This is a genomic window from Pseudoalteromonas sp. MelDa3 (genome assembly GCF_002863625.1).
GTDB classification, from domain to species: domain Bacteria; phylum Pseudomonadota; class Gammaproteobacteria; order Enterobacterales; family Alteromonadaceae; genus Pseudoalteromonas; species Pseudoalteromonas arctica.
The window spans coordinates 1-17,692 of the sequence record NZ_PJBR01000015.1 but is presented as its reverse complement, the minus strand read 5'-3'; the positions used below and the strand labels follow the sequence as shown (position 1 = coordinate 17,692).

The window sequence follows — 17,692 nt, the reverse complement described above, 5'->3', positions numbered from 1 at the left end:
AGGTTAAATTATGAACCTCTTGCTATTAATCAGCTGTTGCTGTTTACTGAACAAAGATTAATGTTAAACAGTTCCTCTCAGATATCACTTATCAGGTTACGTCTTTTATATTAGTTAAAACCACACACAAACATTAAAACACATTATTAAGCATTGCTTTTAGCGAACGTATTATAAAAATAAAGCTATATTCAAGCATTGCTGAACCTTAATTATCCTTTAAACGTTTATAAAGTTGTTCAGCCCTTAATGGTACAAAGGATCTAGATAGTGAATAAAATAAGTACCAAGAAAGAACTCTTAGAATACTCTGAAAGTATTGTAAACACGGTTCGAGAACCACTGATTGTTTTAGACCAACACTTAAGAGTAGTTACGGCAAGCCGCTCATTTTATGAGTTTTTTCGCGCTAATCATAAAGACACAGTCGGGAAACTAATATACAACCTTGGTAATAATCAATGGAACATTCCCAAGCTTCGTGAATTATTAGAAACCATATTGCCTCAAAAAACGAGCTTTGATGATTATAAAGTTGAGCACAATTTTAAAACAATTGGTTGGCGTACAATGCTGCTCAACGCAAGGCAAATTAAACGTACTCAGTCAAAAGATCGTATTATTTTATTGTCTATCGAGGACATTACTGAACGTAACGCGATTCAAGAAGGACTCGTAAAAGCGAATAAAGAGCTAGAAGTGCTAACGAGTGACTTGGAAAGTGCTGCTCGAGTTAAATCAGAGTTTTTAGCAAATATGTCGCATGAACTAAGAACCCCACTTAATTCTATAAATGGTTTTTCTGAGGTGCTTTACGATGAGACATTTGGCACTTTAAATGACAAACAAAAACAGTATGTTAAAAATGTATTGGTGAGCGGCAAACATTTACTGTTACTTATTAATGAAATACTGGATATGGCAAAGATTGAAGCAGGCAAAATGAGTCTCACTATCTCTCATTTGCCGATACGCCAAGTATTGCACGAAATTACAGGGCTTACAGCAGATACAGCTAACCAGAAAAAATTGAATATGTGTCTTGATATTGCTGATGACTTGCCACCAATTGAAGCTGACTCCCTTAAGGTTAAACAGATACTTTATAATTTGCTTTCAAATGCAGTGAAGTTTACACCCGATGAGGGTCAAATTGGCGTTAAAACACGACATACTGATACAGAAATAGAAATAATAATTTGGGATACGGGTATAGGTATTGCTGCTGAAAATATGGAAAAAATATTTGAAGGTTTTTTCCGTATAGAAACCCCCTATTCTAGATTAACAGAAGGTACAGGACTTGGGCTGCCAATCGCAAAAAGTCTAGTAAAGTTGCATGGAGGCGAGTTTGTTATTGAATCTGAAGGTGTTAATAAAGGCACATCGGTTCGTATAACTTTGCCAATTAAACAAAAGTCTGTGGTAAAGCATAATGAAAACCAAAATAGTTATAGTTGATGATAATGCGAATAACCTATTGCTAGAGGAAGATCTTTTACTCATGGCAAATTTTGAAGTATTCACTGCTATGAATGCAAGAGATGCGCTTTTAACAATAAAGCGTGAGACTCCAAAAATTATTATATTAGATGTCCAACTCCCAGATATGTCTGGAACAGAAGTTGCGAAAATTTTGCGTGATGAAAAAGAAACGGCAGATATTCCTATTGTTTTTGTTACCGCTTCTGTTTTACCCGCAGATATAGACCAATTACTGTGTATACCTAACAGTGCGTATATTTCTAAGCCTATAGATACACGCACGTTTGCTCAACAAATAAGTTTATATATAAAGTAATGACTACAATTATTTAAACCTTTATACACAGGAACAGTTAATGAAAGATAGCCCTTTAATTTTGGTTGTAGATGACAACCTTCAAAATATTGAACTCATGCAAGCTTATCTTGAACCCAAGGGATATAAAACAGTAACAGCGACTGGCGGGAAACAAGCATTAGATATCTTAGCACAACAACCTGTAGACCTTATTTTACTTGATATAATGATGCCAGGTATGAACGGTTTTGAAGTAACACGCCGTGTTAGAGAAGACGCCCTATTAAAGCTATTACCTATCGTCCTTATTACTGCTTTAAGAGAGACAAAAGAGCGAGTTAAAGGGATTGATGCTGGTTGCGATGATTTTATTACAAAGCCTGTAGATAAAAACGAGCTATTATCGCGCGTTAAGTCCCTTCTTAAGATTAAAGACTATAACGATTTAAGAACAAATTATCAGAAACAATTAGAAGCTGAAGTTGCTCAAAGAACTGAATCACTAAAGCAAGCAATGCAAAGCATTAAAGCCGCATCACTAGAAACAATTAATAGGCTAACCAAAGCTGCTGAATACAAAGATGAAGAAACGGGTGCGCACATTCAACGCATGAGTTTGTATTCTGAGGCCGTTGCACGCAGTGTAGGGCTAGATGAGGGAACAGTTGAAAATATTTTATTTTCAGCGTCGATGCATGACCTCGGAAAGATTTCTACACCTGACCATATTTTGCTTAAAGCAGGACAATTAGATGCTGCAGAATGGGAAATAATGAAACAGCACACCGTTGTAGGCGCCAGCATACTTTCAGGTTCTGATTCTGAGGTTATTAAACTCGGTGAAATTATTGCCCGCTCACATCATGAAAAATGGGACGGCTCTGGTTATCCTGATGGCTTAAAAGGTAATGAAATTCCAATTGCAGCACGCGTAGTTGCTATAGCTGATGTATTTGATGCTCTCTCGTCAAAACGTCCTTATAAAAAATCATTCTCACAAGAAAAAACATTTGCCATTATTAAAGAAGGTAGTGGGAAGCACTTTGACCCCGCAGTAGTGGATGCTTTTTTTGCAGTTCAAGAAGAGATTTTAGCAATTAAACAAAAGTATACTGAAAAGTAACACGTCCATAATTAATTAGAGAAAACCCAATGAACGGACCAAACCCCGATAATCCTTCACCAATGGAAGGTTTTCCTTAAGTAGGTTTTTATATTTGACGATAAAACAATAAATACGCTGCTAGATATAGCTTGGTGGGATTGGAGCAATGATAAAATCACTGCTCACTTAGATACTATAACTCAAAATAATTTAGACGTGCAGTCTAAAATTTAGCACTACCACTCAAACATGTAGGCCATTTTGCTTATTGTTTTAAGCGGGACATTATGCGAATTACGTTTAGCATATAAGTGCTGCATTGATTTGTCTTTCACTTCACCCACTATCACTTCTTTTACTTGATAACCTAAAGCAACAGCAGCTTGGGTGTAAGCTATAAATTCCCACTTTTTAATATTGGTGTTATCTACAATCACCAATGGCATACCTTGAGCAAGTGCGTTTATAAAGCGCGCTAAATTTAAATTATGAAATTGCGACAATTTAAATTTATCGAAATGATATTCGCCCAGCTCATTAATAAAGTAATCATCAGTTGAGCAGATTAGGTATTGGCTTTCGTCAACTCCACCTAATTCGTCAGCAAGGCTTTGCGCGTAGTAAGACTTACCGCTTCCTGGTAGTCCTCGTAAAATAAAAACTTGTTTCATAGCATCGATTTTTTAAGTGTGAATAAATATTAATTTGATTTGTTTGTTAATAATGCCACAAAATCATTAAATTTAAGAGCAACAAATCATAATAGTAGCAATTAAACTCTAAAAACTGTTTAAAAATAAACCGCATGCATAAAAACTTTTAAAGAGTTGCCCACAATAGTTTTTTTATTCAACTTTACTAGGTAAGATACAGGGTTCAAGTGCAGCGCCGTTTATGTGCAATTTATGCCCGAGTGCTGCGCACAGTTAAAATAAAATAGTTAGGCAACTTATATCATTGGAGTGAAGATGAGCCATTTAGCGATTTCAGAGCTATTAAAAGGCAATGTTGCGGTAGACAGCCAAGTAACAATTAAGGGCTGGATCCGTACTCGCCGCGATTCAAAAGCAGGAATTTCATTTTTAGCCGTTCATGACGGTTCGTGTTTTGATCCTATTCAAGCGGTAGTTCCTAATTCACTGAATAATTATGATGAAGTTACTAGCTTAACAGCCGGTTGTTCTGTGTCTGTTACTGGTGTTTTAGTACAATCTGCTGGTCAAGGTCAATCTTACGAAATTCAAGCTAATACAGTGACTGTATTAGGTTGGGTAGAAAACCCAGATTCATACCCAATGTCGGCAAAGCGCCACAGCATTGAGTACTTACGTGAGCACGCTCACCTTCGCCCTCGTACAAATATGATTGGCGCGGTAACTCGTGTACGTAACTGTTTAGCACAAGCTATTCACCGTTTTTACCACGAGCAAGGCTTTTACTGGATCAGCACGCCAATTATTACGGCAAGTGACTGTGAAGGTGCTGGCGAAATGTTCCGTGTATCTACGCTTGATATGCAAAACTTACCGCTTACAGACAAAGGCGAAGTTGATTACAGCGAAGATTTCTTCGGTAAAGAAGCATTCCTTACTGTATCTGGCCAGTTAAATGGCGAAACTTACGCGTCTGCAATGTCAAAAATTTACACGTTTGGCCCAACATTCCGTGCAGAGAATTCAAATACATCACGCCACCTTGCAGAATTTTGGATGGTAGAGCCTGAAGTTGCGTTTGCTGATTTAGAAGACATCGCAAAACTTGCTGAAAATATGCTTAAGTATGTGTTTAAAGCCGTACTTGAAGAGCGCCGTGATGACATGGAATTTTTTGCACAACGTGTAGAAAAAACTGCAATTACGCGTTTGGAAGAATTTGTAGAAAAAGACTTCGCGCAGGTAAATTACACTGAAGCAGTAGAAATCCTTAAAAACTGTGGTAAAAAGTTTGAGTACGCTGTTGAATGGGGTGTAGATTTACAGTCTGAGCACGAGCGATACTTAGCTGAAGAGCACTTTAAAGCACCGGTAGTTATTAAAAACTACCCACGTGACATTAAAGCATTCTACATGCGCCAAAACGAAGACGGTAAGACCGTTGCCGCAATGGACATTGTAGCACCAGGTATTGGTGAGATCATTGGTGGTTCACAACGTGAAGAACGCCTTGATGTACTTGATGCACGCTTAGAAGAAATGGGCTTAAACAAAGAAGATTACAGCTGGTACCGCGATCTACGTAAATACGGTAGCGTGCCGCACTCAGGCTTTGGTTTAGGCTTTGAACGCTTAGTTGCTTATGTAACAGGTATGGGCAACGTACGTGACGTTATTGCCTTCCCTCGTACTAAAGGCAGCGCAACTTACTAATACTAAGTTAGCCGTTTATAAATACTAAAAACCAGCCAATTGGCTGGTTTTTTTGTGTCTTTAATTTACCGAATAAAAAAGCCGCTGCACACAAAGAGCACAACGGCTTTCAACCAGAATAAATTTTAAGTTAACTGCTATAAAGCATTCTCTAGCTGTGGAAGTACTTCAAATAGGTCAGCCACTAAACCGTAATCTGCAACTTGAAAAATAGGTGCGTCAGGATCTTTATTAATCGCAACGATTACTTTTGAGTCTTTCATACCGGCTAAATGCTGAATAGCACCGCTAATACCTACTGCAATATATAAATTAGGCGCTACAATTTTACCTGTTTGCCCTACTTGCATGTCGTTAGGTACAAAGCCTGCATCAACTGCTGCACGCGATGCGCCAATAGCTGCACCTAGTTTATCGGCAATACCATTAAGTAGTGCAAAGTTTTCACCGTTTTGCATACCGCGACCACCCGATATAACGACAGTGGCAGCCGTAAGTTCAGGGCGTTCTGATTCGGTTTGTTCAACACTTACAAAGCTACTTAATTGCGAATCAGACACTGTATCAATGCTTGTTATAGCAGCAGCTGATTGCTCACCTTGTAAATCAAAGCTACTGGCACGTACGGTAATTACTTTTTTACTGTCGAGTGATTTAACCGTTGCGATTGCATTACCTGCATAAATTGGACGTTTAAATGTATCGGCGTCCACTACTGCGATAATTTCAGAAATTTGCGCAACATCTAATAACGCAGCAACACGTGGCATAAAGTTTTTACCTGTTGTAGTAGCACTTGCAACAATGTGGCTGTAGGTGTCGCTAAGCGATAAAACTAAATCGGTCATGCTCTCAGCTAACTGATGTTCATAAACGCTATTATCGGCAACTAAAACATTAGCTACGCCAACAATGCTGGCCACTTGTGAGCTCATTGCGCTTAGGCTGTTCCCTGCAATAAGCACATCAACAGGAAAACCCATTTTTACTGCAGCGTTAATAGTTTTTGAGGTTTCTGGTTTTAAGGCACCGTTGTCGTGCTCTGCAATTACGAGTGTTTTCATTTAAATCACCTTTGCCTCTGTTTTTAATTTTTCTACAAGCTGTGCAACGTCTTCAACAATAATTCCTGCGGTACGTTTAGCTGGCTCTTCTACGCTTATTAATTGCATTCGCGGTGTTAAATCAACACCAAGCGAATCAGCTGCTACTACTTCAAGCGGCTTACGTTTGGCTTTCATAATATTTGGCAGTGATGCGTAACGAGGCTCGTTTAAGCGTAAATCAGTTGTAACAACCGCCGGTAAATTAAGTGCTACCGTTTGCAGCCCGCCATCAACTTCGCGGGTCACGTTTACTTTGCCATTTTCAATAACAACCTTGGATGCAAATGTACCCTGCCCACGATTAGTAAGCGCAGCAAGCATTTGACCTGTTTGATTATTATCTGAGTCAATTGACTGTTTACCTAAAATAACAAGTTCAGGCGTTTCTTGCTCTACAATTTTAGCGAGTAGCTTTGCAATATGGAGTGACTCGAGCTTTTCATCGGTTTCGATGTGAATGGCTTTGTCGGCACCCAGTGCTAATGCTGTGCGCAATTGCTCTTGCGATGCTTTAGGACCAATAGTAACAGCAACAACTTCATTGGCTGTACCGGCTTCTTTAAGGCGGATTGCTTCTTCTATAGCAATTTCACAAAATGGGTTCATTGCCATTTTTACGTTGGTTAAATCCACGTCGCTGTTATCACTTTTAACGCGTGCTTTTACGTTGTAATCAATCACTCTTTTTATTGGTACGAGAACTTTCATAGGAACTCCATAATTATTTAAACCTACAAGGTAACGTGCACGTCAACTTATTTATTTTATGAAATTAGACTACTTCCTGTTGACGTAAACGTCAACCTAAAATAACCTTTAACTATTCACAGTCTGTAACGTTTAATTTGCAAGGTTAAAAATAGGCTGTACACCTTATTTAAATGCGTAGTAAACATTCGAATAAGTCCGTCATATATAAAGAGGTTATTATGGTCGAACGTGAAACCATGGAATTTGATGTAGTAATTGTTGGCGCTGGCCCTGCGGGGCTTTCAAGTGCAATTAAACTCGCGCAATTAGCACAAGAAAAACAACAAGAGTGCATGATTTGCGTCGTCGAAAAAGGTTCTGAAGTGGGTGCACATATACTCTCAGGCGCTATTTTTGAAACCAAAGCTTTGGATGAACTGCTACCAAATTGGCAAGCGCTTGGCGCACTGGTTACAACCAAAGTAACTAACGATGAAATTTATTGGTTTAATAACGAGCAAAAAGCGACATCAATCCCCCACTTTGCTACGCCAAAAACATTTCATAATGATGGTAACTACATTGTATCTATGGGTAATGTATGTCGATGGCTAGCAGAACAAGCTGAAAGCTTAGGCGTAGAGATTTTTCCAGGATTTAGCGCACACTCTTTAATAATTGAAGATAAAGCAGTAAAAGGCATTATCACTGGCGATATGGGAGTCGACAAAGACGGTAATAAAAAAGACGGTTACATGCCAGGCATGGAGCTTCGTGCAAAATACACTATATTTGCAGAAGGCTGCCGAGGTCATTTAGGTAAGCAGCTAATTAATGAGTTTGCACTTGATGCAGATTCATCGCCGCAGCATTACGGTTTAGGCTTTAAAGAAATTTGGCAAATTGATGAAAGTAAGCATGAGCTTGGCAAAGTTGTTCATGGTACTGGTTGGCCACTTAGCGGCGATACTAATGGTGGTGCATTTATGTATCACAGTGAAAACAACCAAGTCGTTGTAGGTTTAATTGTTGACTTAAATTACTCAAACCCACATTTAAGCCCGTTCGATGAGTTTCAGCGAATGAAGCACCATCCAGTATTTAAAAACGTACTTGAAGGCGCAGAACGCATTGCTTACGGTGCGCGTGCTATTGCTAAGGGCGGTTTACATTCATTACCAAAAATGCATTTTGCTGGTGGCTTAATTATAGGGTGCGATGCAGGCACACTTAATTTTGCAAAAATTAAAGGTAATCACACCGCAATGAAATCAGGAATGATTGCCGCTGAGGTTATTTTTGAAGCATTGCAAAATGAGTTGGCAAATACCGATTTAGCTAATTATCAAACTGCGTTTGAGCAATCGTGGGCATATAAAGAGTTATATCAATCTCGTAACTTTGGCCCTGCTATGCACAAATTAGGTAAATTTATAGGTGGTGCGTATAACACGCTTGATCAAAACATTTTTAATGGTGGTTTACCGTTTATATTTAAAGATAATACGCCCGATCACTCGACCCTTGTAGATGCTAACGCTGCTGACAAAATAGCGTACCCAAAGCCAGATGGATACCTTAGCTTTGATAAACTCTCAAGTGTGTTTTTATCAAATACTAACCACGAAGAATCACAGCCTTGTCATTTAAAGCTCAAAGATGCGTCAATTCCTATTAACGTAAATCTAGTTAAATTTGATGAACCCGCACAGCGTTATTGCCCAGCAGGCGTTTACGAAGTACAAGAAATAGCAGGCAATAAAGAGTTTGTTATTAACGCCCAAAACTGTGTGCACTGTAAAACCTGCGATATTAAAGACCCAAGCCAAAACATTACCTGGGTAACCCCAGAAGGTGCTGGTGGGCCAAACTACCCTAATATGTAACTAAATTATGCGTTATATACACATATAATCACTTTTTTTACATATAAATTATAAACATATCCTAAATTGCAGGGGCTTCGGCCCCTTTTTTACGTTATGCTAATAGTAGTTTTAATAATAAGAGTGTTAGCTATGCCGTCGTCAAAAGTTGTTTTTCGTTTTTTAGCAGAGCCTACCGATGTTAATTTTGGTGGTAAAGTTCATGGTGGGGCCGTCATGAAATGGATTGACCAAGCAGGCTATGCATGTGCTGCGGGTTGGAGTGGTCACTACTGCGTAACGGTTTCGGTTGCGGGTGTTAAATTTAGACGCCCTATTTTAGTGGGTCAAATAGTCGAAGTAGAAGCTAAAATTGCCCATACGGGTAGAAGTAGCATGCAAATATTTATTCAAGTGCGTTGTGGCGATCCAAAAACACAAAATATGGTTGAAACAAATCATTGTGTTATCAGCTTTATTGCTATGGATGAAACGGGTTACCCAATAGAAGTGCCTTCGTTTAAAGCCGTGACCGAAGAAGATATTAAATTAGAAAACTACGCTATAAAAATGAAAGAAATTGCGATAGAAACAGAAAACTTGCTTCATACAGTTTAGGTGCCAAAATAATCATTTAAGAATGTATCCAATAGGCATGTAAAAAACTCATAATGTTTTGTAAAACATACAACTTATATTTGAAAACAAAATCATCAAAAAGTTCAGTTTGTTTATAAAACAATCTAAACGCCATAATAACTAATACAAAAGTAGCTATTATGGCGTTTTAATATCATTTTTAAAATTGGCATGTTCGCTGCAACTAGATAATTGTCGTTTGATAAGTTTAATCAAACATTTAAATTATTTTAAAGGAGCTATTCAATGATTAAAACACTTTCTCTTTCTGCACTTGCTTTAGCAACAATGGGTTTTAACTCTGCAGCACACGCTGACATTTCTGATTTCGATTCTCCACGTATCTACACAGGTATTGGTTACGGTCAATATTCTTTTGAATTTGAAGATAGCGATAACGACACTGATTTTGACGACGATGCACAAATGCTTAAAGGTTACGTTGGTGCACAATTTAATGAATACTTAAGCTTAGAGCTTGCATATCAAAACTTTGATGAAGTGAGTGATATCGACAGCAAAGCTGAAATTGATGGCGTATCGCTTGCCGCACGTCTGGGCTATCCTATCACTGAGAGCTTTTCTGTGTATGCAAAAGGCGGTTGGCTTGAATGGGATGCTGATTACACACAAGATTTACCAGTAGGCGGTGTAACAGCTTCTACAGATGGTGGTGATGCGTTTTATGGTGCGGGTATTGAATACGCACTTACAACAAATGTACAATTTCGTTTAGAGTACGAACGCTACAAACTTGATGACGATATTGATCCAGATATGGATGTAGCATCTGTATCAGTTCAGTACATGTTTTAATTAATATTTAACATGTATAAAAGGTAAGCCTAAGGGCTTACCTTTTTTGTTTCAGGCTCTTTTTAACTAATACAATCATATAAACCATTCAGTCTAATTAAAGATTTAAACCGAGCGGTTTATAAGTAATAAACTTTCTTACCTTAATGCGATAAAGACTAAATGCGGGTAGAATAGCGCTCTATTTTATTTGTACCCGAGTACTATGAGCGATTACACCATTTCGGCTATTGGCCACATTGAATCTCCTTATAAACAAAAGTTTGCTATACCTAGGCAACCGCGTTTAGTGCCCCAAGCTAAAGCAAAGCTTATTTTTGCACCTGATTTTAATCGCGAAGAATTTGTACGCGGGCTCGATGAATTTACTCATATTTGGTTGCTATTTCGTTTTCACGAAACAGCTGATAAAGGTTATTCTGCTATGGTACGCCCTCCACGATTAGGTGGTAATGAGCGAAAAGGCGTATTCGCTACCCGCGCTACATTTAGACCCAACGCGATTGGAATGAGCGCAGTAAAACTTGAAGGCATTGAATATAAAAACGGACAACTTAGCTTATTACTTGCTGGGATTGATTTACTTGATGGCACACCAATCATTGATATAAAACCGTATTTACCTTATTCAGACTCAATGCCCGATGCAAGCGCTGGCTTTGCTGACACGCGCCCTGAAACACAAATGACGGTTGAATTTAGCCCTCAGGCAATTGAGTTCGTTAATGCCCAATCACAATACCCAGACTTACATGATTTTATAGCCAATGTTTTAAAACAAGATCCTCGCCCTGCTTATAAAAAACAAAAAGAAGAAATGCAAAGCTACGGGATGACTCTCTATGACTTTAATATTCGCTGGCAGGTTAATGATGCACATAACTTAGTAACAAGCATAGAAAAAAACTAAATAACTCACTTAGCGCTTTAGTGTAAAAGCATCCGCTGGTAAACTTAAGCTCTATTAAAAGAATATAATTACTCTATTTCGGAAAAAACATGCGTACAAGCCAATATATACTCGCAACACTTAAAGAAACGCCATCAGATGCTGAAATTGTATCGCATCAGTTAATGCTTAGAGCCGGTATGATCCGTCGCGTCGCTTCGGGTTTATACACTTGGTTACCCTCTGGTTTACGCGTGCTACGTAAAGTAGAAAACATTGTACGTGAAGAAATGGACAAAGCTGGAGCCATTGAAATGCTAATGCCTGTTATTCAACCTGCTGATTTGTGGGAAGAGTCTGGTCGTTGGAATGAATTTGGTCCTGAGCTTATGCGCTTTACAGACCGTCATAACCGTACGTTTGCACTTGGCCCAACACACGAAGAAGTTATTACAGATTTTGTTCGTAAAGAAATAAGCAGCTACAAACAACTACCGGTTACTTTATACCAAGTACAAACTAAAGTACGCGACGAACGTCGTCCTCGTTTTGGTGTAATGCGTGCTCGTGAATTTACAATGAAAGATGCCTACTCTTTTCACTTAAGTGAAGAGTGTTTAGATGCAACTTATCAAGCAATGCACAAAGCATACTGTAACATTTTTGAGCGTTTAGGCCTTGATTACCGCCCTGTTATAGCCGATACAGGCTCTATTGGTGGTAGCGTATCGCATGAGTTTCATGTACTTGCTGAATCGGGCGAAGATGCCATTGCATTTAGTGATGGCAGTGATTACGCCGCTAACATTGAAAAAGCAGAAGCACTGGCACCTATTGAAGCTCGCCCTGAAGCATCAAAAGAGCTTAAAGCGTTTCCAACACCTGACGCTAAAACTATTAATGAGCTTAAAAAACACTACGGTGTTAAGCCACATCGCGGTGTTAAAACGTTAATTGTTTATGGTACGCCTGATGAAAATGAAGTACGTGGTTTAGTGGCACTTGTACTTCGTGGCGATCACGAATTAAATGAACTAAAAGCTGAAAAACACCCTTTAGTAGACTCTCCGCTTGAAATGGCAACAGAGGCGGATATTGTTGCTGCTATTGGCGCAAAGCCTGGCTCATTAGGCCCTGTTGGCTTATCAATGCCTATTATTGTTGACAGAACAGCTAACATACTTGCTGATTTTGTTGCCGGTGCAAATAAAGACGACGAGCATTACAGCGGTATTAACTGGGATCGTGACGTAACTGATTACGACGTTGCTGATATTCGTAATATTATTGAAGGCGATATGAGCCCATGTGGTGAAGGTACTTTGCAAATTAAACGCGGTATTGAAGTTGGGCATATTTTCCAACTTGGCACTAAATACTCAGAAGCCATGAAAGCCGGCGTGTTAAACGAAGGTGGTAAAAACCAAACCATGACTATGGGTTGTTACGGTATTGGTGTTTCACGTATTGTTGCCGCTGCTATTGAGCAGAACAACGATCAATACGGGATCATTTGGCCAAAATCAATCGCGCCATTCGATTTAGCAATTGTTCCAATGAACATGCACAAATCGCATCGTATTCCTGATATTGCAAATAACCTTTACCAAGGTTTAAAAGATGCAGGTCTTGATGTGTTATTTGATGATCGTAAAGAGCGCCCTGGCGTTATGTTTAATGACATGGAGCTAATTGGTGTGCCATTTACGCTAGTAATTGGTGAGCGTAACCTTGACGAGAATAAAGTTGAGCTTAAAAACCGCCGTACAGGTGAAAAGCTAATGATTGATATCGATACAGCAATTGATGCAATTAAAGCAGCCGTTAAAGGTTAATAACACCCTCGCTTAGAACAGACTATAAGGCCGCATTTAAAATGCGGCCTTTTTTATGCGCAATTAATAGCAATGCGTAATGGTAGCTGATCATCAACTCACCTTTCCTAAGGCGCATTGATCTCGTGGTTGAAATTCGCTCAATCTAGGGACGATTTAATCGCAGCGCGAAGTTTGTAACCTAGTAGACTCGATAACTGCTCCTGCGTTATTCTACTGACTTACATCCATGTAAGAATAAGTAAAGCCGAGCAAAGCTTCCGCGTCCTGCTTACGCCCCTTACCGACATCCATGTAGGCAACAAAGAGTTAATAGTCCCTATAAGAACTCAAAGGGCAGCGCATGTTTGGCATTTATACTGCGTTATCGCCTATTTATGGAGAATAACCACGCTACATATTCTCTTCCTTGCCGAAAAACCAAACAGTCTGCTGTAAAAATCAATCACGAAAGGTCAACACGCCCTAGCTCTATATAAATATTTTAATTGCATGACTTTGTATAAATTGTCATAGAGGCTTCGCTAAAGTGTCTCATAAGTGTCATTGGGTTTATCTACAGTGTTAACTATTACACTATGGATAACGGGCATGACAAACAATCAACAGCGTAAGAAGCAACACTACCCTACTATTTGGATATCAGATGTTCATTTAGGTTACAAAGACTGTAAAGCCGATTATTTGCTCGATTTTTTAAACTCGGTAGAATCCGACACACTTTATTTAGTGGGTGATATTATTGATTTATGGTCGATGAAAAGACAGTTTTATTGGCACCCTTCGCATTATCAAGTATTGAGCTGTATACAACAAAAAGCAGTTAACGGTACACGCGTCATTTATATACCCGGTAATCATGACGAAACGTTTAGGAACTATATAAATCAAACGTTATTTGGTATTGAAATCCACCAGCAGTTTATTCACACTACTAAAGCTAATAAACGTTTTTTACTCGTACACGGTGATGATTTTGATTCGGCGACACGCTATAACAAACTTATTAGTATCGCGGGTGATGCAGGATACGACTTTTTATTATTTTTAAACCGCTGGACCAATCGTATTCGAAAGCTATTTGGTGGTAATTACTACTCGCTTGCATCATGGATAAAAGCTCGCGTACACAAAGCACGTGAAGCAATTAAAGCCTTCGAAGATGCCGCAATTCATGAAGCTAAAAAGCAAAACGTAGACGGTATTATTTGTGGACACATTCATCATCCCAAAATAAAAATTGATGACGGAATTATGTATTGTAACGATGGAGATTGGATTGAGAGCTGTACAGCGCTAGTAGAGCAGCAAGATGGAAAAATTGAATTACTACATTGGTCAGACACACAATCCGTACTCGATAGCGCCGACATAACAAAGTTAAATATATCAACGGATGCTAAACCAAAAAAATCAGCTGCATAAGCAGCTGATTCTCAATTAATAACTATTAACTTAGCCAGGTGATTAACTTATCTTTTAGCGTTCTTGGCTTGATTGGTTTAGTAATATAGTCGTTCATGCCTGCAGTTAAACAACGCTCTCTATCACCTTCCATCGCGCTTGCTGTCATAGCAATAATAGGAATGTGTGTGTAATCGACTCCGGCTTTGCTATTTCTGATTTCACTCGTTGTATCGTACCCATTTAGATTAGGCATTTGGCAGTCCATTAAAATTACATCAAAGGATTGTTCTGTGTTTTCTCTCAATGCTTCTAATGCTTCTACGCCATCTGATGCACAGGTAATTTTTACTTTAGTACGTTTTAAAATCGCCTTAGCTACTTCAATGTTTATCATATTATCGTCTACTAATAATATATGATAAGCAGAAAGGTCAGGCTCTACTTGTTCTTCTGTTAAGCCTTTGGGTGGCGCTATAATACAGTCATTACTAGCACCAAATAAGCTGGCTAACTTATAGCTGAATTGATCTTGGGTAAGCGGTTTATTTAAAATATGGCTACCTTCAGGTAACACCATTTTAGTTGGTTTATCGGTCACCATGTCGCGTAAAATTAAAACATACTTTTTATTAAACTGTTTACAGTAATTAATAAGGGCATCAATTTGAGGGTGCTCATCATCAATCAATAATAAGTCAGCCTCAAACTCTTTATGCTCACTAAAGTAGTCGAGTCTTATAATGTTTTCTGCATTTACTTTACAAGTTAATAGCAATAAATCGCACACATTTTGATAGACATTATCGCGCGCTATTAATGCAGCTACGCTAATGCTAGTAGCAAGTTCAATACCTGTGTTTAGTTTTTTCTCTTGTGCGACGTGTAGCTCAACCGTTGCTGTAAATGTACTACCAACGCCCTTTTCACTTATAACAGTGATATTACCACCCATTAACTGAGCGAGCTTTTTACATATAGATAAACCTAAGCCTGTACCACCAAAGTGGCGGGTTGTGCTTGAGTCTTCTTGTGTAAACACTTCAAATAGTTTGTCTATGTTCTCTGGTGCTATACCAATACCAGTGTCTTTTATTGTAAAGCTCATTAATAACTTTGAGTCGGTAATGTACTTAGAACCAATTGTTAAACTTACTTCACCTCGGTGAGTGAATTTAAAAGCATTATTAACTAAGTTAATTAAAATTTGTTTAAGGCGATGGCTGTCGCCAATAACCATTCTGTCTACTACATCTTTAGTATCTAAAAATACTTCAAGACCTTTGCGCTGGCCTTGTAACGCTAAAGAGCTAATCATATCGCTACATACTGTAACAACATCAAATGTATGATTATCAATATCAAGCTTACCCGCTTCAATTTTAGAAAAATCGAGAATATCGTTAATCAAATTCATCAGAGAGTTAGCACTACTATTAGCTAATTTTAAGTAATGGTATTGTTGTTCACTTAAGCCATCTTCTTTGAGCATTTCAAGCATACCCAAAACGCCATTCATCGGTGTGCGTATTTCGTGAGATATATTTGCTACAAAGTCACTTTTTGCTTGGCTCGCTGCTAATGCTTGATCAATTGCTCGCTCTAGCTCAACAGTCCTTTGTGATACTTTTAGCTCTAAAGTACTGTTTAAGCCTTCAAGCTCTGATTGAGTATTTTTTAATGAGCTAATATTTCTTAAAATAGCCGCTACCTGATAACGGTTATTGTAGACATCAAAAATACTACTGAGTGTAATTGAAAAGTATTGTTTGTTGCCATAACCATCTGTGTAGATAGCTTCAAACGGCATTTTTGATCCGTTTGAAATAGTCTCTTCTATACAGTTATTATCGGCTTCATTTAAGTTAAATAAAGAAACAAAGTCAGGGCTAGTGCCTGAGATTGAATTACCGAAAACCTCTTTAGCTGTATTATTAAAGTGAACAATTTCGCCGTTTTTCTCAATTGTAAAAATAGCATCCAAAGAATTTTCTATTACTTTATTGTTTTGCTCTTTTAGAGAATTAATTAACAACTTACGGTTTATAAAACGTTGGTATAAAAAGGCAATAACTAAAAATACGCTAAAGAATACCACTAGCATTGCAATAAAGTTTTGACGCCTTTCGTTCACCTTTGCAAACAACGTTTTAGTATCAACACTTACACCAAGCTCTAAAGGTAACATGGCAATATCACCATCAAGCGAAATACGTTTTTTTAACGTGTAAGCAATTGGGTAATTACTTAGCGGTAAAGTGCCTTGCTCTGCCATTGTGCTTGCAGTGGAAAATTCTTCAGTCCATGTTTTTGCTTTATTAAATTCAAAACCGAAGCGTAATTGAGAGTTTGGATGATATAAAAATTCACCTTCATTATTCATTAGGTAAATTTGTGTTCCTTGTGGAGATTCAACCGTTAAACTTTTTATTAATTTATCAGCAAAGTAGTTAGTGACTAATATTGCAAAAATTTTATTTTTTTCATCAAAAACAGGCTTAGCTACACGAAAAGTACTTATATAAGGTTCTTGTATCTGCCCATTTTCACGGTTGTAGTTAATAGGAGAAATATAAACACTTTTATTATCGAGCATACTCGCTTTTATCATGTAATCGCGTTGGCCTTTCTTTTGTAATTGCAGGCCTTGCAGCCGATTAATTTCTCCGAGTTGGTTTCTATCAACCCTGACAACTTCTTGCCCACCATCTGCGAGAATAATATAGCGAGCCTGAAGTATGCTGTCGTCTGTGCGCATAAAACCACTAAAAATACTCGCTAAGCGCTCTTCCCAAACGTCAATGCGCGTGCCTAACAAGGGATCTATTTTCTTGTTTTCAGTGGCGCGAGTAATGCCTTTAATCGGGGGCGTTGCGTCTAAAAAGCGAATAGCGGTAACACTATCTTTAAGATGGTTTTTTAGTGAAAGGCTTTTTGTTTCAAGCTCACGTTTTAATTCTATTTGAGCTGAATGGTAAACATCACTTCTTACTTTTTGATCGAACATATATAGAGAAGGCAAAGCTATAAGAACAAATATTATTGTTGCAACGAGCATTAATTTATTATTTTTTGTTACATTCAACAAAATATTTCTTTTTAGCATTTACCTTCACCATAAATTTTTATTGTTATTAGTATAGAGCATTAACGAAAGAATTGGACCATCTAACTAATCAGTTATCGTTATAATT

14 protein-coding genes are annotated in these 17,692 nt (G+C 38.1%); 10 read left to right on the top strand and 4 right to left on the bottom strand.

Going from position 1 to position 17,692, the window contains the following annotated elements; translation table 11 throughout:
- The first annotated feature begins 270 nt into the window (after positions 1 to 270).
- The 3 genes from CXF89_RS05295 to CXF89_RS05285 are packed head-to-tail and all read left to right on the top strand — an operon-like array spanning position 271 to position 2,906.
- Complete coding sequence (locus CXF89_RS05295) at positions 271 to 1,461, top strand: sensor histidine kinase (protein WP_010552739.1); 1,191 nt, start codon at positions 271 to 273, stop codon at positions 1,459 to 1,461.
- Positions 1,436 to 1,801, top strand: a complete 366-nt coding sequence (locus tag CXF89_RS05290) for a response regulator (RefSeq protein WP_010552738.1) — start codon at positions 1,436 to 1,438, stop codon at positions 1,799 to 1,801. Before CXF89_RS05295 ends, CXF89_RS05290 begins: the two co-directional genes overlap by 26 nt.
- Positions 1,802 to 1,841: 40 nt before the next feature.
- Positions 1,842 to 2,906, top strand: coding sequence for an HD domain-containing phosphohydrolase (locus CXF89_RS05285; protein ID WP_121953998.1), 1,065 nt, complete (start codon positions 1,842 to 1,844; stop codon positions 2,904 to 2,906).
- A 218-nt stretch (positions 2,907 to 3,124) separates the two neighbouring features.
- Here CXF89_RS05285 and CXF89_RS05275 read toward each other — a convergent pair whose 3' ends face one another.
- Positions 3,125 to 3,559 (bottom strand): ATP-binding protein, encoded by a 435-nt coding sequence (locus tag CXF89_RS05275; protein ID WP_121953997.1) that lies wholly within the window; start codon positions 3,557 to 3,559, stop codon positions 3,125 to 3,127.
- A gap of 297 nt (positions 3,560 to 3,856) precedes the next feature.
- Between CXF89_RS05275 and asnS the strand changes: the two genes are divergently transcribed.
- Entirely contained in the window at positions 3,857 to 5,254 is a 1,398-nt protein-coding gene (gene asnS / locus CXF89_RS05270; RefSeq protein WP_010552735.1) for an asparagine--tRNA ligase, read from the top strand.
- 137 nt (positions 5,255 to 5,391) lie between these two features.
- Here the strand turns inward: asnS and CXF89_RS05265 are convergent, their stop codons facing one another.
- Positions 5,392 to 6,318, bottom strand: a complete 927-nt coding sequence (locus CXF89_RS05265) for an electron transfer flavoprotein subunit alpha/FixB family protein (protein WP_121953996.1) — start codon at positions 6,316 to 6,318, stop codon at positions 5,392 to 5,394.
- Positions 6,319 to 7,068 carry an electron transfer flavoprotein subunit beta/FixA family protein gene (locus CXF89_RS05260; RefSeq protein WP_121953995.1) on the bottom strand — a complete coding sequence of 250 codons (750 nt, stop codon included), beginning with the start codon at positions 7,066 to 7,068 and terminating at the stop codon, positions 6,319 to 6,321.
- Between the two features lie 221 nt (positions 7,069 to 7,289).
- Between CXF89_RS05260 and CXF89_RS05255 the strand changes: the two genes are divergently transcribed.
- The 6 genes from CXF89_RS05255 to CXF89_RS05230 all read left to right on the top strand — a co-directional run bounded on the left by CXF89_RS05255 (position 7,290) and on the right by CXF89_RS05230 (position 14,519).
- Complete coding sequence (locus CXF89_RS05255) at positions 7,290 to 8,936, top strand: electron transfer flavoprotein-ubiquinone oxidoreductase (protein ID WP_121953994.1); 1,647 nt, start codon at positions 7,290 to 7,292, stop codon at positions 8,934 to 8,936.
- 132 nt (positions 8,937 to 9,068) lie between these two features.
- Positions 9,069 to 9,533 (top strand): acyl-CoA thioesterase, encoded by a 465-nt coding sequence (locus CXF89_RS05250; RefSeq protein ID WP_007586808.1) that lies wholly within the window; start codon positions 9,069 to 9,071, stop codon positions 9,531 to 9,533.
- Positions 9,534 to 9,800: 267 nt separating this feature from the next.
- The gene (locus CXF89_RS05245) at positions 9,801 to 10,370 is read left to right on the top strand and encodes an outer membrane beta-barrel protein (RefSeq protein ID WP_024599554.1); all 570 of its coding nucleotides are present in this window, start codon (positions 9,801 to 9,803) and stop codon (positions 10,368 to 10,370) included.
- Between the two features lie 205 nt (positions 10,371 to 10,575).
- The gene (tsaA, locus tag CXF89_RS05240; RefSeq protein ID WP_121953993.1) at positions 10,576 to 11,280 is read left to right on the top strand and encodes a tRNA (N6-threonylcarbamoyladenosine(37)-N6)-methyltransferase TrmO; all 705 of its coding nucleotides are present in this window, start codon (positions 10,576 to 10,578) and stop codon (positions 11,278 to 11,280) included.
- An 89-nt stretch (positions 11,281 to 11,369) separates the two neighbouring features.
- On the top strand, positions 11,370 to 13,094 hold the full coding sequence (locus CXF89_RS05235; RefSeq protein WP_121953992.1) for a proline--tRNA ligase: 1,725 nt from the start codon (positions 11,370 to 11,372) through the stop codon (positions 13,092 to 13,094).
- Positions 13,095 to 13,685: 591 nt separating this feature from the next.
- On the top strand, positions 13,686 to 14,519 hold the full coding sequence (locus CXF89_RS05230) for a UDP-2,3-diacylglucosamine diphosphatase (RefSeq protein ID WP_121953991.1): 834 nt from the start codon (positions 13,686 to 13,688) through the stop codon (positions 14,517 to 14,519).
- Between the two features lie 25 nt (positions 14,520 to 14,544).
- On the opposite strand, the gene CXF89_RS05225 is transcribed toward CXF89_RS05230, so the two are convergent.
- Positions 14,545 to 17,604: an ATP-binding protein gene (locus tag CXF89_RS05225; RefSeq protein ID WP_180961381.1), complete on the bottom strand. Its 3,060-nt coding sequence runs from the start codon at positions 17,602 to 17,604 to the stop codon at positions 14,545 to 14,547.
- Between the last annotated feature and the right edge of the window lie 88 nt (positions 17,605 to 17,692).